The organism is Streptomyces amritsarensis (assembly GCF_001953875.1).
In the GTDB taxonomy this organism is placed as follows: Bacteria; Actinomycetota; Actinomycetes; order Streptomycetales; family Streptomycetaceae; genus Streptomyces; species Streptomyces amritsarensis.
In genome coordinates this window covers 1-21,433 of sequence record NZ_MQUR01000012.1, presented here as the reverse complement: position 1 = coordinate 21,433, position 21,433 = coordinate 1, and the positions used below count along the sequence as shown (strand labels likewise).

The following is a 21,433-nucleotide window of genomic DNA, read 5'->3' as shown; positions in this document are numbered from 1 at the left end:
GGTCGATGCCCGTGGAACCACTCAGTGAGAAACAGATCCGTGCGTCCTTCGTGAACTGCACCAAGGGCGAGGCCGCGCGCATGCGCCTGCCCCTCGACTTCGCCGACCTGCCCTGGCAGGACCTCGCCTTCCTGGGCTGGGTGGATCCCGGCGCGCCGCTGCGCGCGCATCTGGTGGTGCCCCGGGAAGAGGGCCCGTTGGGGATCTCCCTGCGCGTGCCGTCCGTGGGCCGCACCAGCGCGGTCAAGTCCAGCCTGTGCCAGATCTGCCTGACGGGCCACGCCTCCTCCGGAGTCACGCTGCTCGCCGCGCCGCTGGCGGGCGCCCGCGGCCGCGAGGGCAACACGGTCGGCACGTACGTGTGCGCGGACCTGGCCTGCTCCCTGTACGTGCGCGGCAAGCGGCAGCCGAAGCTGCGCGCCGGCCGGCAGGAGGAGTCGCTGACCGTGGACGAGCGCCTCGCGCGCATGGAGGCCAACCTGAACGGCTTCGTGTCCCGTGTCACCGGGGTCCCGGTGGCCTGAGCCGGGGTCACCCGTGCGCGGCGGCCGACGGCTCAGATGCGGTCGGCCGCGGGTTTGTGGTTGCCTTGGAGGCGTTCGAGGTCGGAGGGGCGGACCTGGATGACGAAGAGCGCGATCACGGCGCCGACCAGGGTGAACAGGGCCGCGACGACGAAGGCGGTGCTGATGCCCGAGGTCAGCACCTGGTCGCTCCAGGGCTTGGGGAGCCGGCCGGTGCGTTCGAAGAGGGCCCTCTGCACGGGGCCGGCCGTGGCGAGGAAGTCGGGCACCTGCTCCTTGGCCTCGTTGCGGCTGGCCGTGCCGTAGACGGTCACCAGGATCGACAGGCCGAGCGAGCCGCCCACCTGCTGCATCGTGTTGAGCAGTCCGGACGCCGCTCCCGACTCGCGGTCGGGGACGTTGGAGAGGGCCATCAGCGTCAGCGAGACGAACTGCAGGCCCATGCCGAGGGCGAAGAACAGCATCGGGCCCAGGATGCTGCCGAGGTAGGTGGAGTGGACGTCGATCCGGGTCAGCCAGGCCAGCCCGACCGCCGAGGACAGGGCGCCGCAGACCATGAACGGTTTGGGCCCGAGCTTCGGCAGGAGTTTCGCGGTGAGGCCGGCGCCCACCGCGATCACCGCGCTGACGGGCAGGAAGGCCAGGCCGGCCTGGATGGGGGTGAAGCCGAGCACGATCTGCACGAAGAGGGTCAGGAAGAAGAACATGCCGAAGATCGCGCAGGCGAGCATGAGCATGATCCCGTAGGTCCCGGCCCGGTTGCGGTCGGCGAACATGTGCAGCGGGGTGATCGGCTGCGGCGATCGCCGCTCGTTGAGGATGAACAGCGTCAGCAGCACCACGGCGGCGCCGAAGGAGCCGAGGGTCACCGGGTCGCGCCAGCCTTCCTGGGAGGCCCGGATGAAGCCGTAGACGAGCGCGACCATACCCGCGGTGGACAGCAGCGCGCCCGCGAGGTCGAAGTGTCCCGGGTGGCGTTCGGACTCGCGCAGGACCTTCCGGGCCAGTACGGCGATCACCAGCGCGATGGGGACGTTGACGAAGAGGACCCAGCGCCAGTCGAGCCACTCGACGAGGATGCCGCCCGCGAGGAGGCCGATCGCGCCGCCGGCCGCCGAGACGCCCGCGAACACGCCGAACGCCCGGTTGCGGGCGGGGCCTTCGCGGAAGGTCGTGGTGATCAGCGCGAGGGAGGTCGGCGAGGCGATGGCGCCGCCGACGCCTTGGAGGGCCCGCGCGGCCATCAACTGGCCCTCGTTCTGGGCGAGTCCGCCGAGGAGCGAGGCGAGGCCGAAGAGCAGGACGCCGAAGATGAAGACCCGTTTGCGGCCGAGGATGTCACCGGTGCGGCCGCCGAGGAGCAGCAGGCCGCCGAAGGCGAGGGTGTAGGCGTTGACGACCCAGGAGAGGCTCTCGGTGGAGAAGTCCAGCGCGGTCTGGATGTGCGGCAGGGCGATGTTCACGATCGTGATGTCGAGGACCACCATGAGCTGGCAGGACGCGATGACGAACAGGGCGAGTCCGTTGCCGCCTCCCCGGACCGCGCCGTCCTTGCCGTCGGTCCGTCTGCTGCTCGGTGTCGCGTTCGGGTCCACCCTCCCGACGCTAAGCCCGTGCCCGGGGGGTCACCACTCGAACGGCCTAGTGCCGGTGACATTTCACATGTCACACTACGATCATGGATGACTTCCTCAGGCTCTCCGCGCGCACGGCCCGATTCACCCACGGCGCCCCGCGGGCACTGTCCTTCGGGGACGACGGCCGGCTGCTGTGGTTCCTCCGGTCGACCGGACCCGCCGACCCCTTCGACAGCCTCTGGGTGCTCGATACCACCACCGGCGCAGAGATCCGGCTTGCCGATCCCCGCGAGCTGTGCCCCGAGCCCGGCCCCCTCCCCGCCGCCGAGCGCCGGCTGCGCGAGCGGACCCGGCTCGTCGCGGCCGGGATCGGCTCCTACGCCCTCTCCGGCGACGGGCGCCGTGCCGCCTTCGCGCTGTACGGACGGCTCTACGAGGTCACCGCCGACGGCGCCGGCACCCTCAGGGAGATCCCCGCCGCCGGCCCCGCGCTGGACCCGCGGCCCAACTCCGACGGCTCGCGCACCGCCTACGTCGCCGACGACGTCCTGTACGTCGCCCCCGGCGGCCGGATCAGCCCCGACGACGGCGCCCGCTGGGGCCTGGCCGAGTTCGCCGCCGCCGAGGAGCTCGGCCGCTCCCGGGGCCACTGGTGGTCCCCCGACAAGATCACGCTGCTCGCCGCCCGCGTCGACGAATCCGCCCTCCAGCGGCGGTGGTTCGCCGACCCCGCCCACCCCGAGCTGCCGGCCGAGGACTTCGCCTACCCGGAGGCGGGCGGCCCCAACGCCGACGTGCAGCTGTGGGTGCTGGGCCCGGACGGGCCCCGTACCCGGATCCGCTGGGACGCCGAGGCCTTCCCGTACGTCTCCGACGCGGGCTGGGAGTCGGCCGGGGAGATCCTGCTGACGGTCCAGGACCGGCTCCAGCAGACCGTGCTGCTGCTCTCCGCCGACCCGGCCACCGGCCGCACCCGCGAGCTGTCCCGCACCACGCACCCCCGGTGGGTGGACCCCCTGGTCCCCGGCACCCCGGCCCGCCTGCCCGACGGCCGGATGCTGACCTCGGCCGACACCCCCGGCGCAGCCGCCCGGGCCCTCGCCGTGGACGGGGTCCTCCTCACCGGCGACGGCGTCCAGGTCCGCGGGGTGGCCGGGGTCCACGAGGGCCGGCTGCTGATCGAGGCCGGACTGCGCGACCCGGCCGAGCAGCAGGTGCTGCTGCTGGACACCGCCACCGGCGAGACGACCCCGCTCGCCGACGGGCCCGGCGTCCACAGCGTGTCCGCCTCCGCCGGGTTCCTGCTGCTGACCTCCGCCGACGCGGACGGCGTGCGACGCGTCGTACGCACCCCCGACGGGCGGGAGCTGAGCCCCGCCGACCTGTCGCAGCCGCTGCCGTACCGGGTGGCCCCGGTCCTGGAGCGGGTCACGGAGCACGGCGTCCCCACCGCGCTCGTGCTGCCCCGCGGGCACGTCCCCGGCCGGAAGCTGCCCGTCCTGATGGACAGCTACGGCGGCCCCGGCGCCCAGGACATCACCGCCGACCCGCGCCGCTGGCAGCACCGCCAGTGGTGGGCCGACCAGGGCTTCGCGGTGGTGACCGTCGACAACCGCGGCACCGCGTACGTCTCGCCCGCCCACACCCACGCCATGTACCGCGGCTTCTCCGACGTCACCCTGGACGACCAGGTCGCGGCGCTGCACGCGCTGGCCGCCCGCCCCGGCGACCTCGACCTCGGCCGGGTCGGCATCCGCGGCTGGTCCTACGGCGGCTACCTGTCGGCGATGGCCGTGCTGCGCCGCCCCGACGTCTTCCACGCCGCGGCCGCCGGGGCCGCGCCGACCGACTTCCGGCACTACGACACCGCGTACACCGAGCGCTACCTCGGCCTGCCGCAGGACCACCCGGACGTCTACGAACGGGACTCGCTGCTGCCCGACGCCCCGAAGCTGTCCCGGCCCCTGCTGCTGGTCACCGGACTGGCCGACGACAACGTCCACCCCTCGCACACCCTGCGCCTGTCCCAGGCCCTGACGGACGCGGGCCGCCCCCACCGGCTGCTGGCCCTGCCGGGCGTCACCCACATGACCCCGGGCGGCACCCGCGAGAAGATCATGGCGCTGGAACTCGACTTCTTCCGCCGCGAACTCGCCTAGTACAGCGGCTGTAGATCGGATCTTCATGGTTGTTGGGTGGCTTGTCGCCGGTAGTGGCTCGTGCACGGGCGGGGTGAGTAGGTTGCGTCGCGCGGCGCTCAGGTACGGGTCGCCGCCGTAGACCTCACCACCGGTGACCCACCTTCCCCGGACTCCGGCGTCCAGGGCCTGGGCGATCATCTCGGTGGCCAAGGCGGGCTTGGCAGGTCCGCGAGCAGCCCCAGCACGAACGCCCCTGCTCGGCGGCGGGGTTCACCCGGGCGAACCGTCCCGCCACCTTGCCCATCAGGCCCGCGTCAGACCGGTTGTCCGCTGTCAGAGGGTGGCAGCACGCAGCACGATCAGGGCGACGGAGGCCATAGTGAGGACCACCGCAGGAGACGCGCCTTTGCGGTCGCCGGCGCGCAGGTGGAAGGCGACCGCCCCGGCGAAGTAGAGCGTCAGGCCGATCGCGGCGGCGATTCCGACGGGTCCCCACCGGAGTCCGGCTATCACACCGGCCGCGCCCGCGATCTGAGCGCCGATCAGGAAAGCCATCATGCTCTGCGGCACTCCGAGGGCGGACATCTGCTCGGTGATGTGCCGCGTCCGCAGAGACTTGGCCCCGGCCGATACCAGGAGAAGCGCCGACATGAACACGGTGACGACGGCAAGGGAGACGAACATGGCTGAAACCTCAATCGTGCGAGATGCGAGTAAGGGGGCGTGCGCACCTCGACGACGATAGGCGGCCGTCAGGTACCTCCAGGTAACCTTCGGGGCATGAGCCTGCGACCCGGAATTGCCTTCCTCGCCGACTGTCCCGCTCTCCTGGCCATGGAGATCATCGCCAGCAAGTGGTCCATGGTCACGCTCTTCGCGCTGACCGACGGCCCGATGCGCCACGGCGAGCTGGTCGAGCTGAGCGGTGGCATTTCGCGCAAGGTACTGACCCAGACGTTGCGTCGGCTCCAAGCCAACGGGCTCGTCGAGCGGCACGCGTACGCCGAGGCGCCGCCGCGCGTGGAATACGGCCTGACCGATCTCGGGCGAACCCTGGAGGAGCCCATCAGGATGCTCACCGCATGGGCGCGGGAGAACGGCGAGGCGGTCGTCACCTTCCGGGAAGCAGCCGAGGCGGCCAGGACCATCGAGGCGGATCAGGCGGCCCCGGGGAAGACCCCTCATGTTGATGAGAACCCGAGCCGTTTCTGAGCAAGAGAAGAGGCTGGACCTGTAGACGCTGCCGTCGCCGGAGACTTGGCCATCCTCGTGATCGGGGCCCTCCTGCAAGGGCCCGACGACGACCGTCACCTCAGGGTCAAGCCCCTGGTCCTGAAGGCGCTCCCGCAACCGAACCCAGAGGGCGCTCGCACCAGTCCGCAGATACTCGGTGTACTGGAGACGATGCTCGAAGCCACGAGCTCAGCCTTCCAGTCCGCCCGGCGCAGCAGCACGGATGAGGCCACCCGTGATCGACGACGGGCGGCGGCAACGACAGGCCGCTCCGCGCAGTGATCAAGAACTACAGCTGGAGCACAGGACCATCCGCCGTGTCCGTCCTGTCCGTCCGCGGGCGGTCAGGGCTGCGGGGCGAACACCATGCGCACCACGGCGACGGCGACCAGTACCGCCGCCGGCGCGTACCACCAACGCCCCAGCCGGCCCGTGTTGACACCGGCCGCCGTCCCCGCGAGGGCCATCAGCTCCACCGCCAGCCCGAGCCCCGCCATCAGCCGCGCGGTGCCCGTCACCGTACGGTCCCAGGGGCCTTCGGACGCGGTGAGCCACGCGCCCAGCACGAAGAACCCCGCCAGCGCGTGCAGTCCCACCAGCGCGGCCGCCCATGCGGCCGTGGCCGCGTGGGCGCGCACGGCCCGGGCTGTCCGCCGCTCAGTCATTCAGGGCCCGCCTCGCGTTGTCGATGTTCGCTCCGAAGCCACGACCGTAGGCCTGCGCCTCGTCCGTGCGCCAGCCCGGTCCGCCGTTGTACCTGGCGGCCAGTTCCCGGTAGTGGGCGGGGGTCATCTCCTCGGCGGGCACGTTCGCGAACGAGCTCTCCGCCTTGAGCTGGGCGAGGTACTCGGAAGCGATGTAGATGTTCGTCGAGGGATTCTGCGTCGCCTTCTGGATCTCGTCCCGCTGGTCCCGCGTGAGGTTCTCCGGGTCGTAGCCGAGCACTTCGGCGGAGCGGCGGAGCTGGATGGCGATCGGCCCCATGGACGTCTGGTCCGCCTCGCCCGACAGGCCGGCCTTGTCCGCCGCCCACTGGAACTCCGGCCAGACCTCGTACTGGCTCCGCCGGTAGTTCACCGCGATGTTGTCGGCCCACTTCGGGTCGCCCTGGACCTCCTTCCAGGCGATTCCCGCGATCATGTCGGCCGGCAGGCCCGTGTACGCGGCCGCGTCCCTGATGTGCGCGCGGTTCGCGCGGATCCACTCGCGCCGGTCCTCGTCCGAGTCCGACGGCAGCCACTTGTTCTGGTCCATGGCGTCCGGGAGTCCGGCCAGCCGGGACCGGATCTCCCGCAGCTTGGGGGAGACGGTGTCGTCGCCGACGTTCGCGGCGATGCCGTCGACGCGGGGGCCGCCGCCGGGCAGCACGGCGTGGGGATCGTGCGCGGCCTCTCCCACCTCCTGCCGCAGGGCGGGCATCCCGGCGAGGAGCACCGACGGGTGGGGCAGGTCGCCGCGGAAGTCGGGCAGGTTCTTGAGGGCCTTGCCGAGCTCGGCCACGCACAGGGTGCGCGCCTCGTGTTCGATGCGCTCGGCGTCGCCGAAGGCGTGCTCGGCACTGCTGTAGTGCCGCTCCGCCTCCTCGCGGATCTCATCGACGTCGATCGTGATCTCCGCCAGCCAGTCGAGGACTCCGGTGCGCTTGCGCAGGTCCTCCCACTGCCTCATCGGCTCGGCCCGCTGGGCGGTCTCGGTCACCGGGCTCGCCACCCGCGCCATGACCCCGGAGAGGGCGCGCTCGCTCGACAGGCCGCTCTCGTAGCGCCCCTTGGCGCGGCCCACCGCCTCGGCGTAGTCGACGAGCGCCGCGTGGACGCTGCGGAAGGCGCCCGACAGGGCGGTGGCCAGCTTCTCCGCCTCGCCCAGGCGCTTGACGTACAGCTCCTCGGCGTCGCTCACCCACTGGGTCCGCGTCGCCTTCAGGAAGGCGGAGTCCGCCGAGTCCAGGAGCAGGTGGAGCCGGCGGTACTCGTGGGCGGTGCGCTCGATGAGGGGAGGGCTGCACAGTTCGAGGAACTCGACCTCGGTGCGGTAGGCCATGCCGGTCACCGGTCCTCGGCCGGTATGAACCGACCCTTTTCGAGCACGGTACGGAAGGCGTCCTCCGTGGCGGAGTCGGTCTGCGCGTAGTCGCCGCCCGCCACCTTGAGTTTGGTGGCCAGCGCGGCCAGGAGCGACACCGTGTCCAGGTACTGGTCGTTGCCGAACCGCGCGAAGGAGTCCAGGGCGGCGGACACGTCCTGGTGGGACCGGGGCACCCTGGCCATGACCGCCGTCTCGCCGTCGGGCCGCCCCGCGTACAACAGGCCCGCCAGCTCCACGAGAAGATGAGAACTTCCGTTGATGGAAGCGGCGTTCGCCTCGAAACCACCGCTACTCGATGTCATGTCCACCCCTAGATCATGTGTGGGGGGTGATGCTACGCGGGACCAGGGGTGATACCGGGCAGCGGAAGGACCCGGGGCCGATCGTGTCGGCCCCGGGTCCCCCTCTTCCCGTGATCCCCGTCAGTCACCCGGGAAGTGGCACGCCACCTCTCGCGAGGCGGCAAGACGCAGCAGCGGGCGTTCCGTGCGGCAGACCTCCTGGGCCTTGGGGCAGCGCGGGTGGAAGGTGCAGCCCGGAGGTGGGGCGACCGGGCTCGGCGGGTCGCCGAGCAGCACGATCCGCTCCCGCCGCCGCTCCGCCGCCGGGTCCGGCAGCGGTACGGCGGACAACAGCGCCCTGGTGTAGGGGTGCTGGGGGTTCTCGTAGAGGGACGCCTTGTCCCCGATCTCCACGATCCGGCCGAGGTACATGACGGCGACCCGGTCGCTGACCCGTTTGACCACCGACAGGTCGTGCGCGATGAACACGTACGCGAGGCCCAGTTCCGTGCGCAGCCGCTCCATCAGGTTGACGATCTGCGCCTGGACGGAGACGTCGAGCGCGGAGACCGGTTCGTCGGCGACGATCAGCCGCGGTTCGGTGGCCAGCGAGCGCGCGATGCCGATGCGCTGGGCCTGGCCTCCGGAGAACTCGTGCGGGTAGCGGTCGATGTGCTCGGGGATCAGACCGACGAGCTCCATCAGGTCGGCGGCGCGGCGGCGGGCGTCCCCCGCACTGCGGCCCTGTACCAGCAGCGGTTCGGAGATGATCCGGGCCACGGTCTGGCGGGGGTTGAGCGAGGAGTGCGGGTCCTGGAAGACCATCTGGATGTTCCCGCGCAGCGGGCGCAGGGCTCCCTGTGACATGCGGCTGATGTCCTGGCCCTCGAAGGCGATCCGGCCCGAGGTGGGCTCCAGCAGCCGTACGAGCATCCGTCCGGTGGTGGACTTCCCGCAGCCCGACTCCCCGACGAGGCCGAGGGTCCGGCCGGCCTCGAGGTCGAAGGAGACCCCGTCGACGGCGCGCACGGGCGCCCCCCGGCGCCCGGTCGCCGACCGCCGGCCGGGGAAGGTCATGGTGAGGTCCTTCACGGACAGCAGTGGTACGCCGGTGCGCTTGACCGTGTCGGTCGTGGGCTCGGTCATCGGGCCGCCTCCTCGACGGCGGGGACCCCGGCGAAGTGGCAGGCGACGGTCCGCCCGGGGCCGTCCCCGTACGCGGCCGGCTCGGGCCGCTCGGCGGTGCAGCGTTCGGCCGCCCGGGGGCAGCGCGGTGCGAAGGCACAGCCGGGGGCCGGTGCGAGGAGGGACGGCGGGGAGCCGGGGATGAAGGGGAGCGGTTCGTCGTCGGCGGTGTCGAGGCGGGGCAGCGAGTCGAGCAGCCCCCGGGTGTAGGGGTGGGCGGGTTCGGCGAAGAGCGCGTCGACGGGAGCCTGTTCGGCGGCGCGGCCGCCGTACATGACCAGGACCTCGTGGGCGACGCGGGCCACGACACCCAGGTCGTGGGTGATCATCACGACGCCGAGGCCGCGTTCCTGCTGGAGCCTCGCGATGAGTTCGAGGATCTGCGCCTGCACGGTGACGTCCAGGGCGGTGGTCGGTTCATCGGCGATCAGCAGGTCGGGTTCGCAGGCCAGGGCCATGGCGATCATCGCGCGTTGGCGCATGCCTCCGGAGAACTGGTGCGGGTACTCCCCCGCCCGGCGGGCCGGTTCCGGGATGCCGACCTCGCCGAGCATGTCGACGGCGCGCCTGCGCGCGGCGGCCCGCCCGGCCTTGAAGTGGACGCGGAAGTGTTCGGCTATCTGCTCGCCGACGGTGTAGTAGGGGTGCAGGCTGGAGAGCGGATCCTGGAAGATCATGGCCATCCGGCGGCCGCGGACCGTGCCGAGCTCGCGCTCGCTCAGACCGATGAGCGGTCGGCCGGCGAGCGCGACGGAGCCGCCGACCTCGACGGCGCCGCGGTGCAGGCCCATGACGGCGAGCGAGGTGACGGACTTGCCGGAGCCGGATTCGCCGACGATGCCGAGGGTGCGGCCGGACTCGACGGTGAAGCCGACGGAGTCGACGGCGCGGACGGCGCCCCGAGGGGTGGTGAAGGTGACGTGCAGGTCGCGTACTTCGAGGAGCGGAGCGGCCATCAGTACCTCACTCTCGGGTCGATGACGGCGTACAGGAGGTCGACGACGAGGTTGGCGACGACGATGAAGAAGGCCGCGAGGAGGGTGACGCCGAGGACGACGGGCTGGTCGGAGTTGACGAGGGCGCCGTAGAAGAGCCGTCCGATGCCTGGGAGGCCGAAGATGGACTCGGTGATGACGGCGCCGGCGAGCAGACCGCCGAGGTCGATGCCGAAGATGGTCAGGATCGGCGTCATCCCGGAGCGCAGGCCGTGTTTGACGACGACCGTCCGCTCGGGCAGGCCCTTGGCGCGGGCGGTGCGGATGTAGGGCTCGGCCATCGCCTCGATCATCGAGCCCCGGCTCTGGCGGGCGTACATGGCGGCGTAGAGCAGCGCGAGGGCGGTCCAGGGCAGGAGCAGGTTCGAGGCCCAGCCGAGCGGGTTGTCGGTGAAGGCCTGGTAGGTGGGGTAGGGCAGCAGGCCGGCGATGCGGATGACGCCGTAGATGAGCATCACCGAGGTGAAGTACACGGGCAGCGAGGCGGCGGCGACGGCGCCGACCATGAGGGCCTTGTCGGTGGCGGTGTCCTTGCGCAGGGCGGCGGTGACGCCGGCGCCGAGGCCGAGGAGCAGCCACAGCACGGCGGCGCCGAGGGCGAGGGAGGCGGAGACCGGCAGGCGGTCCATGAGCAGGTCCCACACGGGCAGGGAGCTCTCGTAGGAGTAGCCCAGGCAGGGGAAGTCGCAGGCGACGGCGTACTGGCCGGTGCCGAGGGTGCGGCCGGTGAAGATGCCGGTCAGGAAGTCGGCGAACTGCTTCCACAGGGGCTGGTCGAGCCCCAGGTGGATGCGTACGTCGGCCAGTCGTTCGGCGCTGCAGGTCTTGCCGCACGCGGCGGCGGCCGGGTCGGCGGGCAGGACGTAGAAGATGAGGAAGGTGACGGCCGCGATGGCGAGGAGCACCCCGGCGAGGGCGAGGAGCCTGCGGGCGAGGTAGACGATCATGTGCGGCCGCCCCTCGGGTCGAGGATGTCGCGCAGCGCGTCGCCGAGCAGGGTGAAGGCGAGGACGGCGAGGAAGAGGAAGACGCTGGGGATGACGAAGTACATGGGGTCGGTCTCGTAGTAGGCGACGGACTCGGCGATCATCTGGCCCCAGGAGGGGGTGGGCGGGCGGACGCCCACGCCGAGGTAGCTGAGGGCGGCCTCGGTGCTGATCATTCCGGGGATGAGCAGGGTGGTGTAGGCGATGACCGGGCCCGCCACGCCCGGCAGGATCTCGCGGGTGAGGATCCGCCAGGGGCCGGCGCCGCCGACGCGGGCGGCGTCGACGTACTCGCGGTGCTTGAGGGAGAGGGTCTGGCCGCGGACGACGCGGGCGATGCCGGGCCAGCCGAAGATCCCGATGACGGCGGTCATGAGGACGATCCGGTTGACGTCCTTGGCCACGGACAACAGCGCGATCATGAAGATGAGGGAGGGGAAGGACATGGTCAGGTCCATGAGCCGGGACAGGACCGTGTCGGTGCGGCCGCCGAAGTAGCCGGCGGCGATCCCGGCGGCGGTGCCGGCGAGGACCACGATGGCGGTGGCGGCGAAGGCGATCAGGAGGGAGACCTGTGCGCCGTGGACGACGCGGGCGTACAGGTCGCGGCCCGTGACGGGTTCGACGCCGAGCCAGTGCTCGGGGCTGATCCCGCCGAGGGCGCCGAGCGGCTGGCCGCCGAGGTACGGGTCGACGGCGCTCTTGTCGAACTCGTGCGGGGACCAGCCGCCGAGCGCGCCCAGCCAGGGGGCGCCGGCGGCCATCAGGACGAAGACGGCGACGATGGCGAGGCTGACGCGGACGGCGGGGCGGCGGCGCAGTTCCCGCCGGGCGAGCTGCCAGGGGCTGCTGCCGGGTGCCGCCGCGGGCCGGTCCGCGGCGGCGTCGGCGGCCGTGTCGGTGGCCGGTGCTGTGGTGGTCATGGCGTCGAGGGCTCCGGGTTCCTCAGCCCTGGCTCTTGGAGGGGTCCTTGAGGCCGACGGTGGCGTAGTCGATGGTGCCGGTCCACACGGGGTGGCCGAAGGCGCCCGCGATGTTCGTGCCGACGAGGAGCGGCTTGCGCTCCAGCAGGATCGGAACGTTGGGCGACTTGGCCATCAGGGTCGCGTCGAGGTCGATCCAGGCCTGGTTGGCCTGCTTGGCGTCGGCCATGGCGTTGATCTCGTCGATGCGCTTGATGACCTCCTCGTCGCGGAACTGGCTGTAGTTGCCCTGGTTGCCCTTCGGCTTGATGGTGCGTCCGTCGAAGACGAAGGGGATCCAGGTGGAGCCGGAGGGGTAGTCGGGGCACCAGCCGGTGAGGGTCATGTCGGGGGTGGTGGACAGGTCGCCGATGACGTCGTAGTAGGCGCCGGGGTCGACGGTGTCGATGACGACCTCGATGCCCGCGCGGGACAGGCCCTGCTGGATGGCCTCGGCCTTGCCCTTGTCGCCGGTGGAGACCGAGAGGGAGACCTTCAGGGACTCCTTGCCGGCGGCCTTGAGGAGTTCCTTGGCCTTGGCGGGGTCGCCCGCCGGGGGGATCTTCAGGGTGTCGGCCTGCTTGCCGCCGGAGAGGGCCGGGGGCAGGTAGGCGGTGGCGATCTCGTTGAGGGCGGGTCCGCCGCCCGCGGTGACGACGGCCTCCTTGTCGACGGCGTACTGCATGGCCTGGCGGACCTTGGGGTCGTCGAAGGGGGCGCGTGAGTTGTTCAGGTGGAGCATCTCGGTGCAGCCCTGCGACTCGGCGAGCAGCCGGGACTTGACCTCGGGCTTGGGCAGGACCTTGGGGGCGCTTTCGGGGCGCATGTCGGAGTACTGCACCGTGGAGGCGTCGGCGCCCTCGCCGGCGATGATCCGGTCGTCGATCTGGCCGCCCTTGAGGCCCATGACGACCACGAACTTGTCCGGGTAGGCCTTGCGGACGGTGTCGGTGCCCGGGTCCCAGTGCTCGTTGCGGACGAGGACGAGCTTCTTGTCGCGGTCGTACGACTCGATCTTGTAGGGGCCGGAGGAGAACGGGCGGGCGTCGTACTGGGTGCCCTTCTCCTGGGACTGGGGCACGGGGGCGAAGGTGGGCAGGGTGGCGGTGGCGGAGAACTCGGCGACGGGCCGCTTCAGTTGGAAGACGATCGTGCGGTCGTCGGGGGTCTTGACCGAGTCGAGGTGCTGCCCCTGGAGGGGCCCCTTGTAGCCCTCGGTGCCGGCGAGGTACTGGGCGGCGTAGTCGGGGCCGCCGGTGAGGTCGGGGGCGAAGGACCGCTCGACGTTGTACTTGATGTCCTGGGCCCTGACCGGGCTGCCGTCCTCGTACTTGACGCCCTCCTTGAGGGTGAAGGTCCAGGTGCGGCCGCCGTCGGAGGGGGTGCCGAGGTCGGTGGCGAGGTCGGGGACCAGCTCGCTGCCGGCCTTGCCGGGTTCGGCCTTGAAGGTGACGAGCGTGCGGTAGAGCAGGCGGGTGCCGAAGTCCATGGTCGGCATGACCCAGTTGCGGGCGGGGTCGAGGTGCGCGAAGTCCTGGTTGGACAGGACGGTGAGGGTGCCGCCCTTGACCGGGGTGCCGCCGAGGATCTTGCCGTCGTTGGCGGCGGCCGGGTTCTCGCCGCCGGCGCCGGTCTGGCCCTTCGTCGTCCCGGAGCAGCCCGAGGCGCCGAGTGCGAGTGCGGCCACCAGGGCGGTGGCGAGGGCGAGTTGGGTGCGCTTGGTCATGGGTCACTCCAGGGAAGGGCACGCTCAGCGGCTCTACGATGTGACCGGTAACATAGTAATGTGAAATTGCACTGACAAGGGTTTGGGTTCCCCGTTATCCAGCCGTGTCCAAATCCCTTGGCCCCGGGCCCCGTTGGCGGGAACGGCCCGCCGCCCGCGCCTCCCGGTTGCGGCGGGGTGCGCGGGCGGCGGCGGCCTCTACGCCGTTCCGGCCGGTCGGCGGGCGGCGATCTCGTGGAGCTCCTCCTGGGTGAGGGCGATGCCGAACACCTCGCGCAGGGTCCCGTCCAGGGCCTGCGGGGCGATCTGCCCGGTGGTGCTCGTCCCGTCCGGGAGGGTGGTGACGAGCGTCAGGTCGTCCAGGCTGTGGTGGGCTGCGGGGGTCATCCGCTGGGCGAAGAGCCGGCGGACGAACGGGGAGCGGGCGTGGGTGCCCACGAAGTGGCTGCCGACGACGTAGTCGATGGGGTATTGGGCGGTGAGGGTGAAGGTGTGCCGGTCGATCCACGGGCTCGGGGCCCGCCCGGGGTCGCCGTCCGGTCCGGACGGGCGGGGTGAGGCCTGGTACAGCCACCACTGGTCGATGCCGTGGGCGCCGGGCCGCCGCTGCAGCAGGTGCCGCCAGCCGTCGTACGCGACGTGCGCTCCGTCGGCGAGTTCGATCGGCCCGAGCGGACCGGCCCCGAAGCCGACGTCGCACAGCCACTCGCGGTCGTCGTCGCGGGCGGTCACGGCGAGCAGGCCGTGGGTGGCGGGGAGGACCTTGGGCGCGCCGAGGCTGACCCGTCCGATCATGCCGGTGACGTGGAACCCGAGGCGTTCGAGGGCGGCGGCGAAGAGCAGGACGTGCTCGAAGCAGTAGCCGCCGCGGCGGTCGCGGACGAGGCGGGCCTCGATGGAGGGCAGGTCGAGCGGCAGGTCCCGGCCGAGGACGGCGTGGACGTTCTCGAAGGGGATGCCGGTGGTGTGGGCGCGCTGGAGCCCGCGCAGGACGGCGAGGGTCGGCTCGCGCGGGCCGTCGTACCCGATCCGGGCCAGATAGGCGTCGAGGTCGAGGAGTTCACCGGACCACCGGTCGGGTCGGTGGTCGGTCGGGCTCGGGTCGGGCACGGGCGTGAAGTCCGCGGGGCGGCCCGCGGCGCGCGCCGCGGGGGTCGGGAGGTCGGTGGCGGGGGCGGCGCTCGGGACGCCCCCGGTGTCGGCTGGCCGGATGCTCATGATCCCAGCCTCCCCCCTCGACCCGCATCGAGGTCAAGCCGGGCTGCGGATCCCTCGCGCGCCGCGCCGAGGCCGCCGCGCCGGGCTGCGGCCGGGGCTGCCGGGCCCTGTCCGCCGCCGCGCCGGGGGGCCTTCCCGTGCACGGCCTGCCGTGCAGGACCGTCCGGCCCGGCACGGCAGGTCCGCCGGGAGGGAGAACCGGCCTAGCGGACCGGGCCCAGGCCGCCGGCGGTGCGGCCCACCGGTTCGTCGCGGCCCTGGGCCCAGAGGGAGCGGACGTGGCCCAGGTGGCGCTGCATGCAGGCTTCCGCCGCCTTCGCGTCGCCGCTGATCATCAGGTCCAGCAGCTCTAGGTGCTCCTCGGCGGAGGAGACCAGCTTGCCCGCCTCGTCCAGGCCGGTCAGGCCGTACAGACGGGAGCGCTTGCGCAGGTCGCCGACGGTCTCCACGAGCCGTTCGTTGCCCGAGAGGCCCAGCAGCGTGAGGTGGAAGCGGCGGTCGGCCTCCAGGTAGCCGATGAGGTTGTGCTCGCGGGCACTGGTGACGATCTCCTGCGCGATGGGGCGCAGTTCCTCCAGCTGGTCGGCCGTGGCCGTCTTCGTGATCCGGCCGATGGTCGGCACCTCGATCATGGTGCGCAGCTCGGTGTACTGGTCGAGGTCGCGCTCGCTGACCTCGGTGATCCGGAAGCCCTTGTTGCGGACCGGCTCGACCAGGCCCTCCCGAGCCAGGTCGAGCATGGCCTCGCGCACCGGGGTTGCCGAGACGCCGAGTTCGGCCGCGAGGCCGGGGGCGGAGTAGACGCTGCCGGGGCGCAGCTCACCCGCTATCAGAGCGGCTCGGAGGGCGTGCCCGACCTGGTCGCGGAGTCGTTCCTGGGCCTTGATGAGACTGTGCTGCTTCAGGTCACCCATTGCGTTTCCTCCGAGACCCTTTTCACCTGCCGACGAGCAGACGCCCAGCGTACAATGTCACGTTGCGCTGCTCATATCTGAGCGGCCTCGTACAGCGCGACCGCCACGGCAAGATCTTCCCAGGCCATGCCCACGCTCTTGAAGAGCTGTGGACAACCACGCTCGCCTCCCGCCGGCAGCCGTCCGGCGACCAGGTCCGCGAGCGTGCCCGTGATGTGCCCCGCCCCGACGGCCCCCTCCGCCTCCGGGACCAGCAGATCACCGGCCTCCCGCAGCGCCGCCGCACGCGACTCCACGTACACCGCCGCCCGTCGCACGAGGGCGGTGTCCGTCTCCCGGGCGGTCGGCTCGTGCGATCCGACGGCCACGACCACCGCGTCCGGCCGGACCAGCCGCCCGTCGAAGAGCGGTACGCGGGCCGTGGTGCAGCAGACGACCAGATCGGCGTCGGCCACGTCCGCAGGGGTGCCGGTCCGCGCGGCCGGTCCCAGGGTGCGGGCGTGCGCGGCGAGGCGCCCGGCTCCCCCGCGGCTCCGGGCGACCACCGCCACCGACTCCACCTCCCGCTCGGCGACGACCGCTTCGAGGTGCCCGTACGCCTGCGGGCCGGAGCCGAAGAGCACCATCCGCAACGGCCGCCCGGCCGGCGCCAGGTGGCGCAGCGCGAGGACCGAGACCGCCGGGGTGCGCAGGGCGGTCAGGGCCGCGCCGTCGAGCAGGGCCAGCGGGCGCAGGGTGGGCCCGTCCAGCAGCAGGTAGGAGCCGGTGATCCGGGGCAGCCCGCGCGCCGGGTTCCCGGGCGCGACCCCGGCGATCTTCACCCCGGCGTACGCGCCGGACGCGGCCGGCATCAGCAGCAGTTCGCCGTCGCCGGGCACCCCGATCGAGGAGCGCGGGGGGCAGGCCTCCGGGTCGAGGCCGCCGCGCAGGGCGGCGGCCAGGGCGTCGGCGGCCGCGGCCGGGCCGAGCAGGGCGGCCATGGCCGCCGCGCCGAGCTGGGGTATCGCCGCAGGCGTCGCGGCCGGTGTCGCGGCCGGTGTCGCGGCCGGTGTCGCGGCCGGCGTCACAGCAGGAACCCGGTGCCGAGGGCGTCGTACGGGTCCACGGCGAAGGCGTGTTCACCGGTGCGGTAGGCGCTGCCGGTCACCTCGGTGACCCCGCCGTCCAGCATCCGGCCGGTGAACACGGTGCCGGTGACGGACTCGCTCAGCAGGTCCTCCCCCGGCCCGAGCCGTCCGTCCTCGGCGAGCAGCGCGAGCCGCGTCGAGGTGCCCGAGCCGCAGGGCGAGCGGTCGACCTGCCCGTCGGCGAAGACGGTCACGTTGCGCTGGTGCGGCCCGAACGGGGTGTCGGGCAGGTCCTCGTGGAGGATCACCCCGTAGACCCCGGACAGGAGCGGGCCGTCGGGGTGCCAGGTGGCGGGGTGGGTGGCGAGGGCGGCCCGGATCTCCTGGCCGGCGCGCACCAGTGCGGGCAGTGCGGCGCGCGAGACCTCCAGGCCGAGGTCGCGGGCGCGGACGGAGGCGTAGCAGGCGCCGGCGTGCGCGATGTCCGCCTCGGCCAGTCCGAGCGAGGTGGCGACGGGCACCTTGCGGGCGCCCACCCGGGCCGGCACGTTGCGGAAGGTGACCCCGGTGGTGCGGCCGCCGCCGCGGTGGACGGTGGCGGTGACCCGCCCGGACGGTACGTCGATCCGCACCGGGGCGTCCCCGTCGTCCGGGGCGGGGACCCGGCCGCTGTCCACGGCCCAGGCCCCGAGGGCCATGGTGCCGTGGCCGCACGCCGTGGAGTAGCCGTCCTTGTGCCAGAACAGGACGCCGAAGTGGGCCCCGTCGTCGTCGGCGGGGACCACGAAGCCGCCGTACATCCCGGCGTGTCCGCGCGGCTCCTGCACGAGCATGCGCCGTACGTCGTCCAGCGGGCCCCGGCGCGGCGCGGTCCCCGATCCGCCGGGGCCGATGGCGGTGGCACAGCGCTCGGCGACGGTGTCTCCCGGGACGGGCGGCATGCCCGCGGCGGCGGTGTCGACGATCCGGAAGGGCTCTCCGGCGGTGTGGTAGTCCACCGTTCGGACGGTGATCACAGGAGGAAGCCTCCGGGGAAGGGGTCGGACGGGTCGAGGAAGTACTGGGCGGTGCCGGTGATCCAGGCCCGGCCGGTGACGGTGGGCACCACGGCGGGCAGGCCGCCGACGGTGGTCCGCTCGACCAGCCGGCCGGTGAACTCGGTGCCGATGAAGGACTCGTTGACGAAGTCCGCGCCGAGTTCGAGCAGGCCGCGGGCGTGCAGCTGGGCCATCCGCGCGCTGGTGCCCGTACCACAGGGCGAGCGGTCGAACCAGCCGGGGTGGATGGCCATGGCGTGCCGGGAGCGGCGGGCGTCGGAGCCGGGCGCGGCGAGGTAGACGTGCTTGACGCCGGCGATGGAGGGGTTGTCGGGGTGGACGGGCCGGTCGGGGCCGGCGTTGACCGCGTCCATGACGGCCAGTCCGGCGGCGAGCAGGTCGTCCTTGCGCGCCCGGTCGAAGGGCAGTCCGAGGGCTTCGAGTTCGACGAAGGCGTAGAAGTTGCCGCCGTAGGCGAGGTCGTAGGTGACCGTGCCGTGGCCGGGCACGTCGGCCTTGAGGTCGAGGCCGACGCTGAAGGAGGGGACGTTGGTGAGGGTGACGGCCGTGGCCGCCCCGTCCTCCACCCTGACGTCGACGCTCACCAGCCCCGCCGGGGTGTCGAGCCGGACGGTGGTGACCGGCTCGACGACGGGCACCATGCCCGTCTCGACCAGGACGGTGGCCACCCCGATGGTGCCGTGCCCGCACATCGGCAGCAGGCCCGACACCTCGATGTAGAGGACGCCGAAGTCTGCGTCGGGGCGGGTCGGGGGCTGCAGGATGGCGCCGCTCATCGCGGAGTGCCCGCGCGGCTCGTACATCAGCAGGGTCCGTACGTGGTCCATGTGCTCGATGAAGTGGAGCCGCTTCTCGGCCATGGTGGCGCCGGGGATCACCCCGACTCCCCCGGTGACGACCCGGGTCGGCATGCCCTCGGTGTGCGAGTCCACCGCGTGGTAGACGTGGCGCGTGCGCATCAGGCGTCCCCTCCAGCTGGTTAGTTGAGGCCCTCGGCCAGGGCCTTCTCGGTGGCGGCGCGGACGGCGGCCTCGGTGTCGCCGGTGAGCGGGAAGCGCGGCGGGCGGGTGGCGCCGCCGGGGCGGCCCGCCAGGTCCATGGACAGCTTGATGGCCTGGACGAACTCGGTCTTGGAGTCCCAGCGCAGCAGGGAGTGCAGGGACTTGTAGAGCGGCAGGGCGGTCTCCAGGTCGCCGGCGACGGCGGACCGGTAGAGGGTCGCGCAGGCGTTCGGGAGGGCGTTGGGGTAGCCGGCGATCCAGCCGACGGCCCCGGCGAGGGCCAGTTCCAGCAGGACGTCGTCGGCGCCGATGAGCAGGTCGAGGCCCGGGGCGAGCTCGGCGATCTCGTAGGCGCGTCGCACGTCCCCGCTGAACTCCTTGACGGCGACGACCGATCCGTCGGCGTGCAGCCGCGCGAGCAGGGACGGGACCAGGTCCACCTTGGTGTCGATGGGGTTGTTGTACGCCACGACGGGCAGCCCGGCGCGGGCGACCTCGGCGTAGTGGGCGCGTACGGTCTCCTCGTCCGCGCGGAAGGCGTTGGGCGGCAGCAGGAGCACGGAGCCGGCGCCGGCCTCGGCGGCCTGCTCGGCCCAGCGGCGGGCCTCGGCGCTGCCGTAGGCGGCGACGCCGGGCATCACGCGGTCGCCGTCGCCGGCGGCCTCGACGGCGGTACGCACGACGCGGGCCCGCTCCTCGTCGGTGAGGGTCTGGTACTCCCCGAGGGAGCCGTTGGGGACCACGCCGTCGCAGCCGTTCTCGATCAGCCAGGCCACGTGCTCGGCGTAGGCGTCGTAGTCGACGGTGAGGTCCTCGCGCAGGGGGAGCGCGGTGGCGACCATGATTCCGTGCCAGGGACGGGTGCGGGGCGCGGGGGTGTGCGCGTTGGTCATGAGAGGCTCCCTAGTGTGGTGTGTGACATTTTACTAGTGGGTGTGGTGCGGCCACAAGGGCCGGGACACCCCTGATCAGCGGTCGGTGGCGGGAAGTTCGGCGAGGTCGCGCAGCGGGACCGGGCAGGAGAAGGGGCGGCGGTCCGCCGCGGGCTCCGCTCCGGCGAGGGCGGCGACAGCGGGTCCGCACATGCGGCCCTGGCACCAGCCCATGCCGGCCCGCGTGAGGAGTTTGACCGTACGGGCGTCCCGCGCCCCGAGGTCCCCCGCCGCCTCGCGGATCCGGCCGGCCGGGACCTCCTCGCAGCGGCACACGACGGCGTCGTCCCGGAGCCAGCCGGTCCAGCCCTCGCCGGGCCGGTGGGCGGCGGCCATCGCGTCGGCGAAGGCGCGCAGCCGGGCGCGGCGGCGGGCGAGGCGTTCGGGTCGGCCGGTGCGGGGGGCGTCCGCCGCGGGCCGCAGCGCGGCCGCGACGGAGTACGCGGCCAGCTCGCCCTCCGTCAGCGCCAGGTGGGCCCCGCCGACACCGCCGGTCTCCCCCGCGGACCAGACGCCGGGGACGCTGGTGCGCTGTTCGGCGTCGAGGACGAGGGCCACGGTCCCGTCGGGGCCGGGCCGGGTGGCGCAGCCGAGTGCGGTGGCGAGTTCGAGCTGCGGCACCAGCCCGTGGCCGACGGCGAGCGCGTCGCAGGGGATCCGGCGGGCGGTGCCGGGCAGGGGGCGCCAGTCGCGGTCGAGGCGCGCCACGGTGACGGCCTCGATCCGGCCGGTGCCGTGGGCCTCCGTGACGGCGTGCCGGGTCAGCAGCCGGACGTGGTGGCGGGCCAGGGCACCGCCGTAGGACGCGGCTTCGAGGAGCTTGCCGGGGTTGCGCAGCAGGGCGGGCACCTGCCCCGCGTACGCGGTGTAGGCGGCGGCCTCCACCACGGCGGGCACGGTGGCTCCGGCGGCGGCCAGCGACCCGGCCACCGCGAGCAGCAGCGGGCCGCTCCCGGCGACGACCACGCGCCGGCCGGGCAGCACCAGTCCGCCCTTGAGCATGGCCTGCGCCCCGCCGGCCCCGACCACTCCGGGCAGGGTCCAGCCCGGGAAGGGCAGGTGGCGCTCGTAGGCACCGGTGGCGATGAGCACGGCACGTGCCGTGACGGCCGCGGCCCGCTCGTCGGGGGCGTAGCCGGCGACGGCGTGCAGGACCCACCCCGCGGTGGGCACGGCGCCGCCCGCTCGGCCGGACCCGGTACACCCGGGGCCGGCTTCGGCCGCCCCGGCCCGGACGACGGTCCACACGTGGTGGTGCGGCAGGTACCGGATCCGGCCGGCCTCGACGTGCTCGCGCAGGGCGGCTTCACGGACCGCGAACTCGGCCCAGCCGTGGTGCAGGGCCTCGGGGCGGGCCGCGCCGAGGCCCGGCGCGGGGTGGCGGTAGTACTGCCCGCCGGGGCGTTCGCCCGCGTCGAGCACGGCCACCCGGAGCCCGAGCCCGGCGGCGGTGACGGCGGCCGCCAGCCCGGCCGGCCCGGCCCCGACGACCGCGAGGTCGACCGGGCCCGCCCCGACAGACCCGCCCGCCGCGGCCCGATCGGCGGG

General features: G+C 73.0%; 20 protein-coding genes. 3 read left to right on the top strand and 17 right to left on the bottom strand.

All coding sequences use genetic code 11. The features are described from left to right. Positions 1-11: 11 nt before the first annotated feature. Complete coding sequence (locus AVW11_RS07990) at positions 12-524, top strand: FBP domain-containing protein (protein ID WP_030847592.1); 513 nt, start codon at positions 12-14, stop codon at positions 522-524. A gap of 32 nt (positions 525-556) precedes the next feature. On the opposite strand, the gene AVW11_RS07985 is transcribed toward AVW11_RS07990, so the two are convergent. Beyond that, entirely contained in the window at positions 557-2,119 is a 1,563-nt protein-coding gene (locus tag AVW11_RS07985; protein ID WP_030847589.1) for an MFS transporter, read from the bottom strand. Positions 2,120-2,202: 83 nt separating this feature from the next. On the opposite strand from AVW11_RS07985, the gene AVW11_RS07980 reads away from it, so the two are divergent. Further along, a complete protein-coding gene (locus AVW11_RS07980; protein WP_076043617.1) occupies positions 2,203-4,260 on the top strand; it encodes a S9 family peptidase in 2,058 nt (685 codons plus the stop codon). 315 nt (positions 4,261-4,575) lie between these two features. On the opposite strand, the gene AVW11_RS07975 is transcribed toward AVW11_RS07980, so the two are convergent. Then, complete coding sequence (locus tag AVW11_RS07975; RefSeq protein ID WP_076043616.1) at positions 4,576-4,926, bottom strand: DoxX family protein; 351 nt, start codon at positions 4,924-4,926, stop codon at positions 4,576-4,578. Between the two features lie 96 nt (positions 4,927-5,022). Here AVW11_RS07975 and AVW11_RS07970 point away from each other — a divergent pair, with 96 nt between their 5' ends. Beyond that, on the top strand, positions 5,023-5,454 hold the full coding sequence (locus AVW11_RS07970; protein ID WP_076043615.1) for a winged helix-turn-helix transcriptional regulator: 432 nt from the start codon (positions 5,023-5,025) through the stop codon (positions 5,452-5,454). 365 nt (positions 5,455-5,819) lie between these two features. On the opposite strand, the gene AVW11_RS07960 is transcribed toward AVW11_RS07970, so the two are convergent. From AVW11_RS07960 to AVW11_RS07890, 15 genes are all read right to left on the bottom strand, one after another. Then, on the bottom strand, positions 5,820-6,140 hold the full coding sequence (locus AVW11_RS07960) for a hypothetical protein (RefSeq protein ID WP_143568819.1): 321 nt from the start codon (positions 6,138-6,140) through the stop codon (positions 5,820-5,822). Continuing rightward, the gene (locus AVW11_RS07955) at positions 6,133-7,515 is read right to left on the bottom strand and encodes a hypothetical protein (protein ID WP_063898575.1); all 1,383 of its coding nucleotides are present in this window, start codon (positions 7,513-7,515) and stop codon (positions 6,133-6,135) included. The genes AVW11_RS07960 and AVW11_RS07955 overlap by 8 nt, the downstream gene beginning before the upstream one ends. A gap of 5 nt (positions 7,516-7,520) precedes the next feature. Next, positions 7,521-7,862, bottom strand: a complete 342-nt coding sequence (locus AVW11_RS07950; protein ID WP_037833678.1) for a hypothetical protein — start codon at positions 7,860-7,862, stop codon at positions 7,521-7,523. A 120-nt stretch (positions 7,863-7,982) separates the two neighbouring features. Continuing rightward, positions 7,983-8,987, bottom strand: a complete 1,005-nt coding sequence (locus AVW11_RS07945) for an ABC transporter ATP-binding protein (RefSeq protein WP_060179853.1) — start codon at positions 8,985-8,987, stop codon at positions 7,983-7,985. After that, entirely contained in the window at positions 8,984-9,982 is a 999-nt protein-coding gene (locus tag AVW11_RS07940) for an ABC transporter ATP-binding protein (RefSeq protein ID WP_030849564.1), read from the bottom strand. The genes AVW11_RS07945 and AVW11_RS07940 overlap by 4 nt, the downstream gene beginning before the upstream one ends. Further along, positions 9,982-10,968, bottom strand: coding sequence for an ABC transporter permease (locus tag AVW11_RS07935; protein ID WP_060179855.1), 987 nt, complete (start codon positions 10,966-10,968; stop codon positions 9,982-9,984). Before AVW11_RS07935 ends, AVW11_RS07940 begins: the two co-directional genes overlap by 1 nt. Further along, positions 10,965-11,930, bottom strand: a complete 966-nt coding sequence (locus AVW11_RS07930) for an ABC transporter permease (RefSeq protein ID WP_060179856.1) — start codon at positions 11,928-11,930, stop codon at positions 10,965-10,967. The genes AVW11_RS07935 and AVW11_RS07930 overlap by 4 nt, the downstream gene beginning before the upstream one ends. A 22-nt stretch (positions 11,931-11,952) precedes the next feature. Further along, positions 11,953-13,695, bottom strand: coding sequence for an ABC transporter substrate-binding protein (locus AVW11_RS07925; protein WP_076043613.1), 1,743 nt, complete (start codon positions 13,693-13,695; stop codon positions 11,953-11,955). 198 nt (positions 13,696-13,893) lie between these two features. Further along, positions 13,894-14,913 carry an arylamine N-acetyltransferase family protein gene (locus AVW11_RS07920; protein WP_078095309.1) on the bottom strand — a complete coding sequence of 340 codons (1,020 nt, stop codon included), beginning with the start codon at positions 14,911-14,913 and terminating at the stop codon, positions 13,894-13,896. A gap of 203 nt (positions 14,914-15,116) precedes the next feature. Continuing rightward, a complete protein-coding gene (locus AVW11_RS07915; protein ID WP_037833669.1) occupies positions 15,117-15,827 on the bottom strand; it encodes a GntR family transcriptional regulator in 711 nt (236 codons plus the stop codon). A 71-nt stretch (positions 15,828-15,898) separates the two neighbouring features. Beyond that, positions 15,899-16,807 (bottom strand): ornithine cyclodeaminase family protein, encoded by a 909-nt coding sequence (locus AVW11_RS07910; RefSeq protein WP_030849550.1) that lies wholly within the window; start codon positions 16,805-16,807, stop codon positions 15,899-15,901. A gap of 83 nt (positions 16,808-16,890) precedes the next feature. Further along, positions 16,891-17,910 carry a proline racemase family protein gene (locus AVW11_RS07905; RefSeq protein WP_060179859.1) on the bottom strand — a complete coding sequence of 340 codons (1,020 nt, stop codon included), beginning with the start codon at positions 17,908-17,910 and terminating at the stop codon, positions 16,891-16,893. Beyond that, a complete protein-coding gene (locus AVW11_RS07900; protein ID WP_030849548.1) occupies positions 17,907-18,911 on the bottom strand; it encodes a proline racemase family protein in 1,005 nt (334 codons plus the stop codon). Before AVW11_RS07900 ends, AVW11_RS07905 begins: the two co-directional genes overlap by 4 nt. Before the next feature lie 20 nt (positions 18,912-18,931). Next, complete coding sequence (locus tag AVW11_RS07895) at positions 18,932-19,846, bottom strand: dihydrodipicolinate synthase family protein (protein ID WP_030849546.1); 915 nt, start codon at positions 19,844-19,846, stop codon at positions 18,932-18,934. 75 nt (positions 19,847-19,921) lie between these two features. Next, on the bottom strand, positions 19,922-21,352 hold the full coding sequence (locus tag AVW11_RS07890) for an FAD/NAD(P)-dependent oxidoreductase (RefSeq protein WP_076043650.1): 1,431 nt from the start codon (positions 21,350-21,352) through the stop codon (positions 19,922-19,924). Positions 21,353-21,433: the final 81 nt, after the last annotated feature.